This window comes from Aeromonas sp. R7-1 (assembly GCF_040908115.1).
Lineage (GTDB): Bacteria > Pseudomonadota > Gammaproteobacteria > Enterobacterales > Aeromonadaceae > Aeromonas > Aeromonas caviae.
The window spans coordinates 13543-29716 of record NZ_JBFODD010000046.1 but is presented as its reverse complement, the minus strand read 5'-3'; the positions used below and the strand labels follow the sequence as shown (position 1 = coordinate 29716).

The window sequence follows — 16174 nt, the reverse complement described above, 5'->3', positions numbered from 1 at the left end:
GTCGTTTTTTCATGGCAACCTCGTCGTTGGTATCCGCAACATATAGGCCCGATCCGGGGAGGGACGCCAGCCAGCAGATGGAACATCTGGTTATGTGGGTGAGCGGCAGAGATGAAAACGGTATGGAACTTTTGGTGCAGGGGAGGAGCGGCAGGCTCCCGGGTCAGTGACTGCTTTGATAGATTTGTTAATTGAAGTTCAATATGCTGACAGAGTTGTTTTCTAACGCCTTGTATTTGCATGATGTCAGCCAGGCCATCGATGCAATGTCGTCGGGTCTGCCGGGTGAATCGATAGCGCCTCTGATGAGGGCAGGATGTGCATATGGTCGAATCGGTCGATATCTCTGTCGTGGTGCCTGCCAAGGATGAGCGGGATAATCTGGCCCCGCTTGTCGGCGAAATAGATGCCGCCCTTGGGGGCAGGTTCGAGTACGAACTGATCTATGTGGACGATGGCAGTGTGGACGACAGCCATGTGGTACTGCGCGATTTGCAGACGCGTTTCACCAGGCTGAAGGTGCTACGTCATGTCCATGCCGTGGGCCAGAGCATGGCGGTGCTGAGCGGAGTGCGCCACGGGCGTGGCGACTGGCTGGTGGTACTCGACGGCGATGGTCAGAACGATCCCGCCGACATTCCCGCCATGCTGGAGGAGGCGATGCGCCGCTACCAGAGCGATCCATACCAGGTGGGCCTCATCGGCCACCGGGTCAACCGCCGTGACGACTGGGTCAAGCGCCTCTCTTCAAAGCTGGCCAACGGCTTTCGCGACCTGCTGCTGCGCGACGGCATTCCGGATACCGGCTGCGGGCTCAAGGTGGTGCGTCGCGACTGGTATCTGAAACTGCCCGCCTTCAATCACATGCACCGCTACATCCCCGCGCTGATCCAGGCACAAGGGGGGCGCATGGCGCCCTGGCCGGTCAACCACAGGCCACGCCAGGCGGGCATCTCCAAATACGGGGTCTGGAACCGGCTCTGGGTCGGGCTGGTGGACGTGGTCGGGGTCTGGTGGTTGCAGCGTCGATCCAAGGTGGTTGAAATCCGGGAGATGCTGGAGTGATGGACGCCTGGCTGTCTACCCCCATCGACTGGCTGGACTGGACCGGGGTGCATGTCACCGGCTGGAAGCTGATCGGCTACACGGGGGCGCTGATGTTCGGCGGACGCTGGCTGGTGCAGTTTCTGGCGTCCAGGCGGGCGGGACGACCCGTCATCCCGCGCCTGTTCTGGTACATGAGCGTGATCGGCAGCCTGATGACGCTCAGCTACTTCACCTTCTCTCCCAAGCAGGACTCCGTCGGCGTGCTGCAAAACCTCTTCCCCACCTTCACCGCGCTCTACAGCCTCTATCTCGATATCCAGCATCGGGGCTGGCGGCGGGACAAGGCAGTGACCGGGGAGGCCCGTCATGGTGAGTGATCGCACCCTGCTCAATCAGACGTCCCTTGGCTGGTTGCTGCTGATCGCGCTGGTGGTGCTGGGGGCCGGGCTGGGTCTGCGGGACCCCTGGCCGGCGGACGAGCCGCGTTTCGCCCTGATCGCCCGGGAGATGGTGGAAAGTGGCCAGTGGCTCTTCCCCATGCGCGGCGGGGAGCTCTATCCGGACAAGCCGCCGCTGTTTATGTGGGGGATCGCGATCGGTTATGTGTTGACTGGCTCCATCAAGGTGGCCTTTCTGCTGCCCTCCCTGCTGTCTGGCTTGCTGACCATCTTGCTGGTGTGGGATCTGGGGCGCCGCCTGTGGGATCCGGCGACGGGATTTCTGGCGGGCTTGCTGCTGCTCTTTACCGTCCAGTTTACCCTGCAGGCCAAGACGGCCCAGATCGACGGCCTAGTCACCTTCTTCATCACCCTCGGTCTCTATGGTTTTCTGCGCTTCCTCCTCTGTGGTGGCGGGTGGCGCTGGTACTGGCTCGGCTGGTTTGCCGCGGGGCTTGGCGTCATCACCAAGGGGGTGGGAGTACTGGCCCTGCTGGTGCTGCTTCCCGCGCTCTGGACCCACAGGGCACAAATCCGCGCCGCGCCCTTGTCAGCCTGGCTGAAGGCCCTGCTCGGGCCGCTGGCCATGGCCCTGGCGATGGGCCTCTGGCTGGTCCCCATGCTGGAGGCCGTGACCCGAAGCGGAGATCCCCTCCTGCTGGCCTACAGAGATAACATACTGCTGCGCCAGACGGTGACTCGCTATACCAGCGCCTGGCATCACGTCAAACCCTTCTGGTACTACCTCACCTCGGTGATCCCGCCGTTCTGGCTGCCGCTCTCCCTGCTGTTGCCCTGGCTGGTGGTGGCCTGGCGGCGCGCCATCCGGGCGCAGGACAGGCGTATCCTGCTGCTGCTGGGTTATCTGGTGCTGGTGGTGCTGTTTTTCTCCTGCTCGCCGGGCAAGCGGGGCGTCTACATCACGCCCGGTACGCCCGCCCTGGCGCTCCTGACCGCACCCTTCATCGGCACCCTGCTGGTCCGGGTCTGGCCGGGGCGACTGCTGGCCGGGCTCGGCTGGCTGCTGGGGGGGGCAGGGCTGGTGGGGGCTCTGGTGCTGGCATTTAGCGACAGAGTGGCCAGCCGTCTGGGGGAATTGGGGCCGGATCCCTGGCTTCCCCTGCTGGTGCTGGGGGGATCCTTGCTGCTGATCAATGCCTGGCTTCGCCGGGCGCCACTGACCGCCATTCTCAGCTCCCTGGCAGTGGGGTGGCTGATCTACTCCTGCTGGATAAGCGTGCGCCTCAACGAGGTGCGCACCCCTCAGGGAGTCATGGCATTGGCGGCGCAGAGGGTGCCTGCGGGGGATGAGCTGCTGCTGGCGGGCTTCAAAGAGCAACATCTGCTGTTTAGCCTGCAACCAGTGAAACATTACCCTTATCTGATGGGAGACGGGGAGCAGGCCAGGGAAGCTGCCGCCTGGATAGGGGCTGCCCCCGGGCGCTGGGTACTGGGGAGCGCCGACCTGATGGTGAGGTGTTTTGACTCCGCGAAGATGGAAAACCTCGGCAACCGTCACCGCACCGACTGGCTGCTGGCAGGCCCGCAGGCCCTCAAACCCGCCTGTCGTGGGCTCTCCCCCACCATGGTGCCCTTCAGCTATACCCCTTCATCCTGAGCGCAGGGTCGCGAGCCAGGGGACCCTGCCACCTCGTTTGGCTCAGACCCGGTAGTAGTCCCGATACCAGCGGACAAAGCTGTCTACCCCTTCCTTGAGCCCGACACGGGGGCGATAGCCCGTGGCGTCGAACAGCGAGCGGGTGTCGGCCCAGGTGGCGAGCACGTCGCCGGGCTGCATGGGCAGCATGTTGCGGATGGCCCGTTTGCCGAGGGCCGACTCGATGGCATCCACGAAGTCCAGCAGCCTGACCGGGCTGCCGTTGCCGATGTTGAAGAGGCGATAGGGGGCCGGGCTGGCGTCCGGGGCCCCCTGCCAGTGGGCATCGCCCGCGGGGGGGCTGTCTGAGATGCGCACTATCCCCTCGACGATGTCGTCGACATGGGTGAAATCCCGGCTGAGCTGGCCCTGGTTGTAGAGGTCGATGGGGTCGCCGTTCAGGATGGCGCGCACGAACTTGAACAGGGCCATGTCGGGCCGGCCCCAGGGGCCGTAGACGGTGAAAAAGCGCAGCCCGGTGGTGGGCAGGCCGTAGAGATGGGAGTAGGAGTGGGTCATCAGCTCCCCCGCCTTCTTGCTCGCCGCATAGAGGGAGACGGGATGATCCGCCCCATCGGACGGCTTGAACGGCATCTGTTCGTTCAGCCCGTAGACCGAGCTGGAGGAGGCATAGACCAGATGTTGCACCCGGGTCTGGCGACACCCCTCCAGCACGGTAAGGTGGCCGGTGAGGTTGCTGTCGGCGTAGGCGAAGGGGTTGTCCAGGGAGTAGCGCACCCCGGCCTGGGCCCCCAGATGGATCACCCGGTCAAACTGCTCGTGGGCAAAGAGCGAGGCCATGGCCGCGCGGTCCGCGAGATCGAGGTGTTCGAAGCGAAAGCCGGGTAGAGGCGTGAGCAGGGCGAGGCGCGCCTCCTTGAGACTCACCGCGTAGTAGTCGTTGAGGTTGTCTATCCCCACCACCTGATGGCCGTCGCCACAGAGCCTGCGCGCCACATGAAATCCGATAAACCCGGCGGCGCCGGTGACGAGGTACTTCATCGCTCCTCCTGATGAGCCAGGCTGTCGCCACGGCCGATGGCATAGTAGGTGAAACCGCGCTGGCGTAGACGGGCCGGATCATAGAGGTTGCGGCCGTCGAAGATGATGGCCTGCTTCAGGGTCTGGCGAAGCAGGTCGAAATCCGGTGCGCGGAACTGTTGCCACTCGGTGCAGACGAGCAGGGCATCGGCCCCCTGAAGGGCGGCTTCCTGGGTGTCGCACAGGAGCAAATCTGCCCGCTGGCTATAGAGGCGGGCGGCCTCGGTCATGGCCTCGGGGTCGAACGCCTGCACCTTGCCTCCTGCCGCCCAGATCGCCTCCATCAGCACCCTGCTCGGGGCTTCGCGCATGTCGTCGGTATTGGGTTTGAAGGCGAGTCCCCATAACGCGAAGGTGCGCCCCGACAGACTGGCACCAAAATGGTGGTGCAGCCGGGTCATGAGCCTGTGCTTCTGCGCCTCGTTGACCTGCTCCACCGAGCGCAGCAGGGGGGTCTCGCACCCCGCCTCCTTCGCGGTGTGGATCAGCGCCCTGACATCCTTGGGGAAGCAGGATCCGCCATAACCGCAGCCCGGGTAGATGAAGTGGTGGCCGATGCGCGGATCGGCACCGATACCCTTGCGCACCTCCTCGATATCGGCGCCCAGGGCTTCGGCCAGGGTGGCCATCTCGTTCATGAAGGAGATGCGGGTCGCCAGCATGGCGTTGGCGGCGTACTTGGTCAGTTCGGCGCTGCGTGCATCCATCCGCAGGATGCGGTCTCGCTTGCGGTTGAAGGGGGCGTAGAGCTCCTCCAGCAGGGAGAAGGCGTGATCGGAGTCGGTGCCGATGATGATGCGATCCGGCCGCAGGCAGTCGGCGACGGCGGCGCCCTCCTTGAGAAATTCGGGGTTGGAGACCACGTCGAGCGGAAGGTCGAGACCACGGTCGGCGAGGCGCTCCGCAATGTGTCGCCGTACCCGGCTGGCGGTGCCGACAGGCACAGTGCTCTTGTTGACCACCACCTTGCCCCCTTGCATCAGGCGGCCTATGGTGTCCGCCACCGTCATTACCTGATGGAGGTCGGCAGACCCGTCCTCGTCCGGCGGCGTTCCGACCGCGATGAAGATAAGCTCGGCAAACTCCACCGCCCGGGCCGGGTCTGTGGTGAAGATCAGGCGACCGGCCTGATGGTTGCGCTGCACCAGGGGGGCGAGGCCGGGCTCGAAGAGGGGAATGCGCCCCTCTTTCAGGCCCGCGACCTTGTCGGCATCCACATCCACGCAGGCCACCTTGTGACCCATCTCCGCCAGTACGGCGGCCTGAACCAACCCGACATAACCTATTCCGAATACGGTGACTCTCATCCGCTGTTGTTCCGCTGGCAGTGACAAGCGACTCATTCTAGAACGATTCGGGCGCGGGGGCAGCGGCCCGTTTCAGGTTTTTCAGCATCAGGCCGGCGGTGAGTGTGGGACATTTTGGTGCAAGGATTGTAACGCCTGGATGACGCGCACCATTTTGGCGCGTGAAGGGCGGGACTTGTGATCCATCTCACTCAAATTGGAGACTGTCGGCATAACGAAGCCCCGGTTAACGGGGCTCGCTCCGCCCGACGGGCGGCCAACACTCTCTTGCTTCGCGACTGGATACCTGGTTATGGACAACACTTCACGCTCTGCGCACCCGCTCTATGAGGATGTGCTCGCCTTGCTGACCGCAGCAGGCTTCGTTTCCCTCGGCATCTTCCTGTTCCATCAGGTCGGCCTGCTCACCGGTGGCACCGCCGGCCTGGCGCTGCTGCTGCAACAGGTGACCGGCATCAGCTTCGGCCTGCTGTTCTTCGCCATGAACCTGCCTTTCTATGCCCTGGCTTGGCTCAGAATGGGGCCGCGCTTCACCCTCAATACCTTTGCCGCCGTGGCCACCGTCTCCTTCATGACGGATCACCTCAACGCCGTGCTGCAAATCGGCAAGATCGAACCCGTCTATGCGGCGCTGATCGGCGGCACCCTGATCGGCATGGGACTGCTCATCATGTTCCGCCACAAGGCGAGCCTGGGGGGCTTCAACATCCTGGCGCTCTTCATTCAGGACAGATGGGGTGTGCGGGCAGGCAAGCTGCAAATGGGGCTGGATTGCGCCATCGTGGTCGCCTCTTTCTTCGTGGTCTCCCTCTGGCTGCTGGTGCTTTCCGTGGTGGCCGCCATCATCTGTAATCTGGTGTTGACACTCAATCACAAGCCGGGGCGCTACCAGATAGCCTGATGTGCCCAGGGGGATTGCCCTGCTGGTCAGCCCAAGGCTGGATACCGCAAAAAGACAGAGCGCCTGATGGCGCTCTGTTGCTATCTGCCCCTGGGTGTCACACCACCATGGGAACGCCACTCTCGGGGTGGTGGATCACCTGTGCAGGGTAGTCGTAGAGTCGCGCGATGAGCGCCGGGGTCAGCACCTCGCCTGCGTTGCCGTCAGCCATCAGCCTGCCCTGCTCCAGCATCACCAGCCTATCGGCGTAGCGGGCTGCCAGATTGAGGTCGTGCAACACCACCAGCACGGCGGTGTTGCGACCGGCCAGCGCCCGGGCCATGGCGAGCAACTGGTGCTGGTATTTGAGATCCAGCGCCGAGGTGGGCTCGTCCAGCAGCAGCAGCCGCGCTTGCTGCGGTTCCTCCGGGGCCTGCCAGATCTGGGCCAGCACCCGGGCGAACTGCACCCGTTGACGCTCCCCGCCGGAGAGGCCGGGATAGAGGCGGTTCGCCAGATGGTCGACCCCGGCGTGGGTCATGGCGGCGCGGACTATTTCGTCGCGCCGGCTGGCAGGCTCGCTGTGGGGCAGCCGACCCATGGCCACCACCTCTTCGCACAGGAAGGGGAAGCTCAAGGAGGAGCTTTGCGGCAGCACACCGACCCGGTGGGCCAGAGCGTTGCCGGCCCACCCCCTGCGGGTCTGGCCGAACAGGTGGATCTCCCCTTCATGTTCCAGCTCGCCGGTCAGGCACTTGAGCAGTGAGCTTTTGCCCGCCCCGTTGGGGCCGAGCAGGGCGGTCAGGCTGCCGGCATGCAGGTCGAGATCCAGGCTGTCCAGGATAAGCCGGTTGCCACGACTGAGGCGAAGACCCCGGCAACTGAGCAGGGGGGAGGGGGATCCGGGCAAGGTGACGATCTCCTGTTACAGGGTTCGGCGGCTCTTGACCAAGAGCCAGATGAAGAAGGGGGCACCCAGCAGGGCGGTGATGATGCCGACCGGCAGCTCGGCCGGTGCGAGCAGGGTACGCGCCAGCATGTCGGCCCCCAGCAGCAGGCCAGCCCCCAGCAGGGCAGACAGCGGCAACAGGCGGACATGGTTGGGACCGGCCAGCAGCCGTACCAGATGGGGAACCACCAGGCCGACAAAGCCGATCATGCCCGCCACGGCCACCGCCACGCCGACACCGGCAGCGGTGAGCAGGATGAGGCGACGCTTCAGCGTCTGCACGTTCACCCCCAGATGCCGGGCCTCTCCCTCTCCCAGCAGCAGGGCGTTGAGGGGATTGGCATCGCGCATGAACAACAGCAGCAAAGCGGCCAGGGTCAGCAGCGCCAGCGTCACATCGACCGGCTTGCCTGCCGCCAGGGAGCCCATCTGCCACAGGCTCAGGTTGCGCAGCATCTGATCGTCGGCGAGATAGGTGAGCAGTCCGATGACGGCGCCGGAGAGCGCCGTGATGGCCACCCCGGCCAGCAGCATCACGGTGACCGAGGTGCCCCCTTCCCGGGTACCCAGCAGATAGACGAGGGTGGTGGTGAGGGCTCCGCCGAGAAAGGCGAGCAGGGGCAGCAACCCCAGGCCGAGCAGGCTCTGCAGGTGCGAGCCCAACGGGGCGAGCAACACGATGGCCAGGGCCGCGCCGAGTGCCGCCCCGCCCGACACCCCTATGATGCCGGGGTCTGCCAGGGGGTTGCGAAACAGTCCCTGCATGACGGCGCCGCAGAGGCCGAGAATGCCCCCCACGGCGATGCAGAGCAGGGTTCGTGGCAGACGGATCTCCTGCACGATCAATAATTTGTGAGCCTCAATCCCGCTCTGTGGTCCGGCAAACAGGGCGCGCAGGCTCTCGCCAAGGGAGAGGGACATGGGGCCGGTCGCGAGGGACCCGACCAGCAGCAACGCCAGCGCGCAGCCGGTCAGGGCGAGCAGCCAGGGCAGAGGCAGGCGCATCAGGAACCCTGCTTGATCCACTGGGCGATCTGGTTCGCCTGTTGCAGGGAACGAAGGCTGAGGCCCCCTTGCAGGGCATGTCCGTCGATGGCGTGGATGGCCTTGTTCTTGCCTGCCGGGGTGGCTGACAGGGCGGGCACCTGGCTCAGGACGGCGTCGGGATCCTGATACTGCTGCCAGTCGCGGCCGCTCACCAGCACCAGATCAGGTTGCAGCTCGATGAGGGATTCGGTGGAAACGGGCTTGTAGTCGTGGAGCCCAGTCACCGGATTGACGCCGCCCGCCAGGGTGACGAGGGCGCTGGCGGTGGTGTTGCCGCCGGCGATGCTGGTGGGCTGACCCTTGTGCAGCAGCAGGAAGGCGACCTTGAGGGGCTTGTTCTGCTTCGCCTGCGCCGCCAGGGTGTCGCTTTGGGCGGCAATTTCCTCCTTGAGCTTGCTCCCTGCCGCCTGGTCACCCAAGAGATGGGCCAGGGTGTCGATACGCTCGTTGAGGTTGGCCAGCGTAGGGGCTGTGGTCATGACCTCGACCTTGACGTTGGCACGGCGCAACTGATCAAGCGTGCTGTTCGGGCCCATCTCGTCGCTGCCGACCACCAGGGTCGGAGAGAGACTCAGGATCCCTTCGGCGGCGAGGGCACGGTGATAGCCGACCTTGGGCACGCCTCTGGGCTCCGGACTGCTGACATCGGTGGCGACCAGGCTCTGCTCGCCCCCCAGCGCCAGGATGAGTTCCGTGGTGGCCGGGCCTATGCTGACGATACGCTCCCCCGCCATGACGGATGGGGAAGAGAGGGAAAGGGCACAGCCGAGCAGGCTGAATGCGAGGGCAAAACGACGGCCCATGCGAACCTCCGAAGGGTGAATGAAATAGGGTTGCCGCCGAGAATATCAAGTCGCCCATCAAAATGCACTGAGAATGAAAGCGATTATCAATTGCGTTACTTGGGGCGCTTTATTACAGTATCCGCCGCGACACCGAGCACCATCGCCAGATCATCCAGGGAGAACCGATGAGCATTGCACAACGCATTCACGCGCTGCTGGAGCAAGACCCCAGCGCCCACCCATCCACCCTCGCCACCGAGCTGGCCGTCAGCGAGTGGGAGGTGGTACGCCATCTGCCTGCCGCCCTGATGACGCAAGTGCCGGCCGGGGAGGCCGAAGCCCTGCTGGCGGACTTGTCCAACTGGGGTCAGGTGACCACCATCGTCGAATCCGATGGATCCATCTTCGAGGTGAAGGCTCCCTTCCCCAAGGGCAAGAACGCGCGCGGCTACTACAACCTGATGGGGCGGGACGGCGAACTGCACGGCCACCTCAAGCTCGACAACGTGGCGGGCATCGCCCTGGTCAGCAAGCTCTTCATGGGCAAGGAGGGGCACTCCTTCCAGTTCTTCGGCCACAGTGGCCGCTGCATTTTCAAGATCTACCTGGGCCGGGACGAGCAGCGTCAACTGCTGCCTGAGCAGGTGGAGCGTTTCATGGCCCTGCGCCGTCAGTATCAAGAGGAAGTGAAAGCATGAGTGAACGTCAGGAGCGCCTGCAAAACCGCCTGCAACCGGAGATCCGCGAGTTCCGCGACGGTTGCCGTACCCTGCAGCTCGCCACTGTAGATGGCGAAGGCAACCCCAATGCCAGCTATGCCCCCTTCGTGCTGCAGGAAGATGGATACTATGTGCTCATCTCCGAGATAGCTCGCCACGCCCGCAACCTGCAACAGGTGCCCAAGGTATCGCTGATGCTGATCGAGGACGAAACCGGGGCCCGCGAGCTGTTTGCCCGCAAGCGTCTGACCTTCGATGCGGTCGCCGAGGTGGTGGCGCGCGACGACGCACGCTGGGAGAAGGCCGTTGCGGCGCTGGAAGGGCGTTTCGGCGAGATCGTCAAAGGGCTCTCCAACCTCAAGGACTTCGTGCTGTTTCGGCTCAAGCCCGAGCAGGGACTGTTCGTCAAGGGATTCGGTCAGGCATTCCGTGTCTCCGGCGACGAGCTGGTTGACTTCGTTCACCTGGTGGAAGGACACAAACGCATCGACAACGGCGCCGAGCTGACCAGCCCGGCGGATGAACCCGTTTGAGGGGACAGTTAGCGAGATGAGAAACGGGCAGCCTGGGCTGCCCGTTTTGTTGTTATGTCCCGGGTTACTCCTGCCAGCCTGCCTGGTTGGGGAAGGCATCGCGATCGGCCTGGGTGGCGCTTTCGTTGCATTCCCCGCGGATCTTCCAGGAGGTCTGGCTGAGGACGATATAGCCGCTTCGGCAATACTTGCGCGTGGCCAGCATCTGGGTGAGCTGCTCGTCCTGCAGGGCTTCCCGGCGTTCCAGCAGGCTCTTGTCGCGGCGGCTCAGCCGGTTGTCATCTCCCTCCTGCAACCGGGTGGGCAGGACGTCGAGAGGGGCGGCCTCAAAGGTGAAGCGCTTGCTCCCGTCGTCGCTGATATGGGTGTGGAACAGGGGGGCCGGGCCATCGGGTGCTGCCCCCGGCAAGCCGGAGCAGGCGGTGAGCGCCGGTAACAGCAGCGTGAGGGCAACGGCAGAGAGTAGACGCACACAAGACTCCAATCGGGTGTTCACATCAGGACGGGCAGCTTAACACGCCCGCTCGGGTTGAATGGTGGCCAGCAGCTCATCCGTCGTGAGCAGGGTCACGCTTCTGCCTTGAGGCAGGCTCAGATGCCGCCACATGAAGTGGTGGTGCTGGATGATCTGCTCCGCACTCAGGTGCGGCCTGTCCGCCGTGGTATGGGCGTCGGTCACCGCAAAGGCGTCAAAGCCCCTGGCGGCGGCGCTGCGCAACGTGGTATCGACGCAAAAGTCGGTGGCACAGCCGCAGATGAGCAGTCTGTCTACCGACTGCTCTGCCAGCAGGAAGCCGAGCTCGGTGTCGAGGAAGCTGTCACAGGCGGTCTTGCGCACCCGGCTGTCGTGGGGAGACGGGGCCAGATCGGCGTGCAGTTGCCAGCCCGCACTGCCAGGTTCCAGCTCGGAACCCGGTTCGTCGTGTTGCACATAGATGACCCGTCCGTGTTGGCCCCGCACGCGATCGGCCAGACGATTGATGTTGGCGATGACCTGGGCATCCTGATGGCGGGGGTTATCGAACAACCCCTGTTGCATGTCGATGACGAGTAACACATCCATATGAAATCCTTGGGCTATTTTGAGGGTTGCAACCATTGGCTGCAGTCACGGCTTCGGGATTGATGCAGTGCGCCCATATCTTGCTTCATTTCCTTTGCATTTAGCCAGCGTTCCGGCAGGGGAGCGATGTGGACCCTGACGTCTGCGTCTCTCCCGGGGGCTGTCTCGTCACCGGTTTGCGGTACGATGAGTGCCACCTTGAGTGCCGGATTGCGGCTGGCGATGCGACTGGCGATCCCGAGCCCCCCTTCCACGTGGAAGTTGCCGGCGATATGCATGATGCGCCTGCCGGGATGCTTGCCCAGATAATCCACCATGCTTTCGGCCATGGTGTCGTCCCAGCTGGTCTGGGCGGCGAAGCGACGGGCGTTGCCGTCCGCATCCCCATGGTGCATGGAGGCCATGAACTTCTGGCGGTAGCCGTCATCCCCCAGAGTCAGCTCGCGGGCAAGCTGGCTGCGGCGATTGGCCGGCAGTTTGTCGAGCCAGGCCGATCCCTCCTGACCGACGCAGCTCACCAGGGGTTTGGGGGCATTGGCGGCGATCACTGGCAGGTGCTGCGCCTTGGCGAACTCCACCAGAGGGCGGTAATCACTCTGGTAGTTGGGCCAGGCATGGCCATCTCGAATGAGGGCCGATTCGCCGATGCGTCCGGCCAGGTAGGCATCCAGCACCGGCTGATCGGCGCGGCTGAACTGCTCCATGGAGAGCACCAGGGCCCGGCCATCGGCTTGCGACATCTCGTCAAGCCCTGCCAGCAGACGGGCCTGCAACAGATGGATGGCCGGGTGAGTGTGAAGCTCCCCCACCAGCACGATGTCGGCATCCGCCACCCGGGCCACCGCCTGCTCGAAGGTCAGCGCCTGCCCCTGGGCCGTATCGAGCTGTGCGTGATAGAGGGTCTCGGGTGGGGTGTTCTGCGGCGTGGTGGCGCAGGCGGCCAGCAGCAGGGGCAGGGCGAGCAGGGGGAGTCGTCGGATCATGGTTACTCACTCACGAAACAGGGGATGGGAAAAGGCTGCACCATGGGATGGCGGCATGGCGAGCAAAAAGTGGCGCCAGTGTAAGGGGGAATGATGATAAAGTGAAATGAGAATGATTCACTTTATTATTGATCTTTGTCCCTGGCGGGGTAATATGCCTTCCGCTTGATAATAATTCTCAATAAGGACTTTGCAGTGGCGCACAACAACACCCCCTCCCTGATAGCCCTCGCCGTGGCGGCCGGGCTGATCTCCCCCGCTTTCGCCGCAGACAAGAAAGCCGATGAAGTCATGGTCGTCAGCGGCTCACGGATGGAACAGAAGCTGGAAGATGTTTCCGGTCCCATCGCCGTCATTACCTCGGCGCAGATTGAAGAGCAGGTCGTCAGCAACGTCGCCGATCTGTTCCGCTATGAGCCCGGGGTGAGCGTGCAGGGAGGCGCAGGAGATACCCAGACCTTCACCATTCGCGGCATGAGCGAAAACCGGGTCAAGGTGGTGCAGGACGGTGTGCGCCAGAACGATGCCTACAAGAATGGCGGCGTGGGTCAGACCTACTTCGACACCGACATGATCAAGCAGGTGGAAGTGGCCAAAGGGCCGGCCTCTGCCGCTTACGGTTCCGATGCTCTGGGAGGCGTCATTGCCATCACCACCAAGGATGCTGGCGATTTCCTCAAGGGCCGCGACAGCTATCTGGATGCGACCACGGGTTATGCCTCCAGCAGCCACCAGAGAATGGCCGGCATCACGGGGGCGCTGCGCACCGGGGAAGTCGAGAACCTGCTGCGCTACACATGGCGCGATGGCGGTGTCACCCAGAATTATGACGGCGACAAGAACGAGTTCGACATCGTCAGCCAGGCCGTGCTGTTCAAGAGCAAGTGGAATCTCTCCGATGATCAGTTCCTGAAACTGACGGTGGATTACTTCACCGAGGGGCAGGATCCGGATGCCATCGATCTGACCAAGGCGGGCTCCGTCTTCAACCAGCCCATTACCGACAAGGAGACCGACAACCTCTCCCTGGTACTGGATCATGGCCTCGCCCTGAACGCCCCCTGGGCGGATCGCGTGGACAGCAAGATCTACTACAGCCGCGCCAAGCAGACCCTGGATCAGTACGCTTCGTCCAAGTATCCGGTCATGCCGGGCAACCCCTATGTGACCAAGAACTCCCTGGATCACAACGGTTTCGAGCAGGAGAGCCTGGGCGCCCAGGTGAAGTTCAACAAGGCGCTCGCCAGCCAGCGTCTGGCCTGGGGCCTGGAATACGAGCATACCGACAACGAGCGCACCCGCTTCAAGGGGCCGACCGTTCCGGGTGACTTCGTTGGCTACAACGAGCTGAGCTTCCCCTCCACCACTAGCGAGCGCAGTGCGCTCTGGGCCTTTGACGAGATCAAGTTCGGCGAGCGTTGGGTGCTGACCCCGGGCGTGCGTTACGACTACTACAAGATGACCCCGGACGAGGATCCCGCCTACACCGGCGAGAACATGAAGAAGATCTCCGAAGGGGAGTTCTCTCCCAAGCTGGGGCTGGTATTCAAGGCGCATGAGGCGGCGAACCTGTTCGCCCAGTACAGCCACGGCTTCAAGGCGCCCATGTATGACAACGCCTTCTCCACCCTGAACCACCAGGCGTATGGCTATCGCATCGAGCCCAACCCGAACCTCAAGCCAGAGAGCAGCGACGGCATCGATCTGGGGGTGCGCGGCAGCCGTGGCGGGTTCAGCTATGAAGTGGCCACCTTCTACAACAAGTTCGACGACTTCATCGAGCTGACGGCCGTGGGCACCGAAGGCCGTACCGCCCTCTATCAGTACCAGAACCTGGACAAGGCGACCACCAAGGGGGCCGAGGCCAAGGCGGACTACTGGTTGAACGAGCTGGTCAACGTCTGGGGCAACCTGGCCTACATCGAGGGCAAGGATGGCGAGGGCAACTACATCAACAGCCTGAGCCCCCTGAACGGCAGCGTCGGGGTGCGTCTGGAGCAGCCGAACTGGAACATCAACACCGCATTGCGCTTTGCCGACGACATGGACAAGGTGGGCAAGGATGCGCGAGGCAACGACAACATCAAGAGCGCAGGCTGGGGCGTGGTGGATCTCTATGCCCAGTTCAAGCCGGTGCAGGACCTGCAGCTCAACGTGGGGGTATTCAACCTGTTTGACAAGGAGTACGTGAGCTACGAGAGCATCACCGGCCTTGCCGCCACCGCGGATACCAGCAAGCAGACCGAGCCTGGCCGCAACCTCAGTGCACGGGTCAAGTACGTGTTCTGATGGTCGTCGACCAGCATGAAGGAAAAGGGGCCCTCGGGCCCCTTTTGTCATGAAGGTCGGCGTCTGCAAAAAAGAAACCCGCCAGGGGCGGGTGGAAGGATTGCAACACTCATCAGGAAGCGGTGTTACCCAATAGACAGGGGGATGTGACAAAGGTTCAACTTTATTGATATTTATGGTTTTTATCTGTCATGCCGCCTGGGGATCCCCGTCCCGAAATCGGTTATCATTTGTGCCCCTTGTCATGCAGCCCGAGCCTCTATGCCCGCGTTCTCCTGGTTAGCCCTGTTTTTTGGCGCCTTCTACTTCGTTTATGGCGCCTACCTGCCGTTCTGGTCGCTCTGGCTGGAAGGCATCGGGGTGAGTACTGAACAGATAGGGCTGTTGCTGGGGGTGGGCATGGCCATCCGCTTTGCCGGCAACCTAATGGTGATGGGGCGAGTCAAGGGGGCCGGCCAGTTGCTGCCCGTCACCCGGCTGCTCTGTCTGCTGAGTCTGCTGGCCTTCCTCGGTTTCTATCTGGGCCACAGCCTCTGGTGGCTGGTGGTGCTGACCCTCGCGGCCAACTTCATCTACCCGACCCTGATGCCCATGGGAGAGGCGCTTGCCACCCGCATGGTGGTTCAGACCCACCTCGACTACGGCAAGGTGCGGCTGTGCGGCTCCTTTGCCTTTATCGTCGCCTCCACCCTGGTGGGGGCCCTGGTGGGCAACTTTGGCAGCGACTGGGTGCTGCACACCATGGTGGCCGGGTTGCTGATCATGCTGGGGCTCAGCCTGCTGCCGCTGCGACCCGCCCCCCAGGAGCTGCAAGGGGAGCGGGCCAAGGCCTCGCTGCTCGTCACGCTCAGGTCGGCCCCGGTGCGCCGCTTCCTGCTCATCACCGCCCTGCTGCAGGGGAGCCACGCGGCCTACTACGGTTTCAGCGCCATCTACTGGAAGAGCGCCGGCTACAGTGGCACCCTGATCGGGTATCTCTGGGCTCTGGGAGTAGTGGCGGAGATCGCCATGTTCGCCGCGGACAAGCGCTTCCTCCAGCGCTTCGGCGCCCAGACCCTGTTTCTGGTAGGGGCCCTTGGCTGCGTGGTGCGCTGGGTGCTGCTCGGCAGTTCTACCGACCTGGCGGTGCTGGTGCTCGGCCAGCTGCTGCACGGGGTCACCTTCTGCGTCAGTCACCTCGGCGCCATCCGCTTCATGACCCGCCAGTTGCCCGCGGAGCAGCAGATCCCCACCCAGGCGCTCTATGCGGCCCTGGGCCTTGGCATGACGGTGGCGGCCCTGATGGCTATCTGCGGCGTACTGTTCGAGCCGCTGGGAGGCGGCATCTTCTTTATCATGGTGCTGGTAGTGCTGCCGGTCTTCGTGTTGCGGCTGCGTGAAGAGAGCCCTGAACAGGGCAGATGACACAGGTCTGCCGGTCTCTGGCGCGGCAGGCCT

Annotated in this window: 16 protein-coding genes; 8 read left to right on the top strand and 8 right to left on the bottom strand. The window is 63.6% G+C overall.

Features of this window, described 5'->3' with window-relative positions:
- Positions 1–324 precede the first annotated feature (324 nt).
- The 3 genes from AB5Y51_RS11955 to AB5Y51_RS11945 are packed head-to-tail and all read left to right on the top strand — an operon-like array spanning position 325 to position 3102.
- Complete coding sequence (locus tag AB5Y51_RS11955; RefSeq protein ID WP_042016786.1) at positions 325–1065, top strand: glycosyltransferase family 2 protein; 741 nt, start codon at positions 325–327, stop codon at positions 1063–1065.
- The gene (locus tag AB5Y51_RS11950; protein ID WP_324035915.1) at positions 1065–1424 is read left to right on the top strand and encodes a lipid-A-disaccharide synthase N-terminal domain-containing protein; all 360 of its coding nucleotides are present in this window, start codon (positions 1065–1067) and stop codon (positions 1422–1424) included. The genes AB5Y51_RS11955 and AB5Y51_RS11950 overlap by 1 nt, the downstream gene beginning before the upstream one ends.
- Positions 1414–3102: an ArnT family glycosyltransferase gene (locus AB5Y51_RS11945; RefSeq protein WP_368178498.1), complete on the top strand. Its 1689-nt coding sequence runs from the start codon at positions 1414–1416 to the stop codon at positions 3100–3102. The genes AB5Y51_RS11950 and AB5Y51_RS11945 overlap by 11 nt, the downstream gene beginning before the upstream one ends.
- 42 nt (positions 3103–3144) lie before the next feature.
- Here the strand turns inward: AB5Y51_RS11945 and AB5Y51_RS11940 are convergent, their stop codons facing one another.
- Together AB5Y51_RS11940 and AB5Y51_RS11935 are read right to left on the bottom strand one after the other, a co-directional pair.
- On the bottom strand, positions 3145–4143 hold the full coding sequence (locus tag AB5Y51_RS11940) for an NAD-dependent epimerase (protein ID WP_048208284.1): 999 nt from the start codon (positions 4141–4143) through the stop codon (positions 3145–3147).
- A complete protein-coding gene (locus AB5Y51_RS11935) occupies positions 4140–5489 on the bottom strand; it encodes a UDP-glucose/GDP-mannose dehydrogenase family protein (RefSeq protein ID WP_048208282.1) in 1350 nt (449 codons plus the stop codon). The genes AB5Y51_RS11940 and AB5Y51_RS11935 overlap by 4 nt, the downstream gene beginning before the upstream one ends.
- 292 nt (positions 5490–5781) lie before the next feature.
- Here AB5Y51_RS11935 and AB5Y51_RS11930 point away from each other — a divergent pair, with 292 nt between their 5' ends.
- Positions 5782–6390, top strand: coding sequence for a YitT family protein (locus AB5Y51_RS11930; protein WP_368178497.1), 609 nt, complete (start codon positions 5782–5784; stop codon positions 6388–6390).
- Between the two features lie 97 nt (positions 6391–6487).
- On the opposite strand, the gene AB5Y51_RS11925 is transcribed toward AB5Y51_RS11930, so the two are convergent.
- Genes AB5Y51_RS11925 through AB5Y51_RS11915 form a run of 3 tightly spaced genes read right to left on the bottom strand, consistent with a single transcriptional unit; the run spans position 6488 to position 9168 of the window.
- Positions 6488–7279 (bottom strand): heme ABC transporter ATP-binding protein, encoded by a 792-nt coding sequence (locus AB5Y51_RS11925; protein ID WP_041214610.1) that lies wholly within the window; start codon positions 7277–7279, stop codon positions 6488–6490.
- Positions 7280–7294: 15 nt separating this feature from the next.
- Positions 7295–8326: an iron ABC transporter permease gene (locus tag AB5Y51_RS11920; RefSeq protein ID WP_039040072.1), complete on the bottom strand. Its 1032-nt coding sequence runs from the start codon at positions 8324–8326 to the stop codon at positions 7295–7297.
- Positions 8323–9168 carry a hemin ABC transporter substrate-binding protein gene (locus tag AB5Y51_RS11915; RefSeq protein ID WP_368178496.1) on the bottom strand — a complete coding sequence of 282 codons (846 nt, stop codon included), beginning with the start codon at positions 9166–9168 and terminating at the stop codon, positions 8323–8325. Before AB5Y51_RS11915 ends, AB5Y51_RS11920 begins: the two co-directional genes overlap by 4 nt.
- A gap of 167 nt (positions 9169–9335) precedes the next feature.
- On the opposite strand from AB5Y51_RS11915, the gene hutX reads away from it, so the two are divergent.
- Positions 9336–9848, top strand: coding sequence for a heme utilization cystosolic carrier protein HutX (hutX, locus tag AB5Y51_RS11910; RefSeq protein WP_039040073.1), 513 nt, complete (start codon positions 9336–9338; stop codon positions 9846–9848).
- Positions 9845–10402, top strand: coding sequence for a heme utilization protein HutZ (gene hutZ / locus AB5Y51_RS11905; RefSeq protein ID WP_010673228.1), 558 nt, complete (start codon positions 9845–9847; stop codon positions 10400–10402). The genes hutX and hutZ overlap by 4 nt, the downstream gene beginning before the upstream one ends.
- A gap of 64 nt (positions 10403–10466) precedes the next feature.
- On the opposite strand, the gene AB5Y51_RS11900 is transcribed toward hutZ, so the two are convergent.
- Genes AB5Y51_RS11900 through AB5Y51_RS11890 form a run of 3 tightly spaced genes read right to left on the bottom strand, consistent with a single transcriptional unit; the run spans position 10467 to position 12448 of the window.
- Entirely contained in the window at positions 10467–10874 is a 408-nt protein-coding gene (locus AB5Y51_RS11900) for a hypothetical protein (RefSeq protein ID WP_041211184.1), read from the bottom strand.
- Between the two features lie 39 nt (positions 10875–10913).
- Positions 10914–11465 carry a cysteine hydrolase family protein gene (locus AB5Y51_RS11895; RefSeq protein WP_039040040.1) on the bottom strand — a complete coding sequence of 184 codons (552 nt, stop codon included), beginning with the start codon at positions 11463–11465 and terminating at the stop codon, positions 10914–10916.
- A 14-nt stretch (positions 11466–11479) separates the two neighbouring features.
- Positions 11480–12448, bottom strand: a complete 969-nt coding sequence (locus AB5Y51_RS11890) for a ChaN family lipoprotein (protein WP_368178495.1) — start codon at positions 12446–12448, stop codon at positions 11480–11482.
- Between the two features lie 195 nt (positions 12449–12643).
- On the opposite strand from AB5Y51_RS11890, the gene AB5Y51_RS11885 reads away from it, so the two are divergent.
- Together AB5Y51_RS11885 and AB5Y51_RS11880 are read left to right on the top strand one after the other, a co-directional pair.
- Entirely contained in the window at positions 12644–14737 is a 2094-nt protein-coding gene (locus AB5Y51_RS11885) for a TonB-dependent hemoglobin/transferrin/lactoferrin family receptor (protein WP_368178494.1), read from the top strand.
- A gap of 261 nt (positions 14738–14998) precedes the next feature.
- Positions 14999–16141 (top strand): 3-phenylpropionate MFS transporter, encoded by a 1143-nt coding sequence (locus tag AB5Y51_RS11880; RefSeq protein WP_210600401.1) that lies wholly within the window; start codon positions 14999–15001, stop codon positions 16139–16141.
- The last annotated feature ends 33 nt before the right edge of the window (positions 16142–16174 follow it).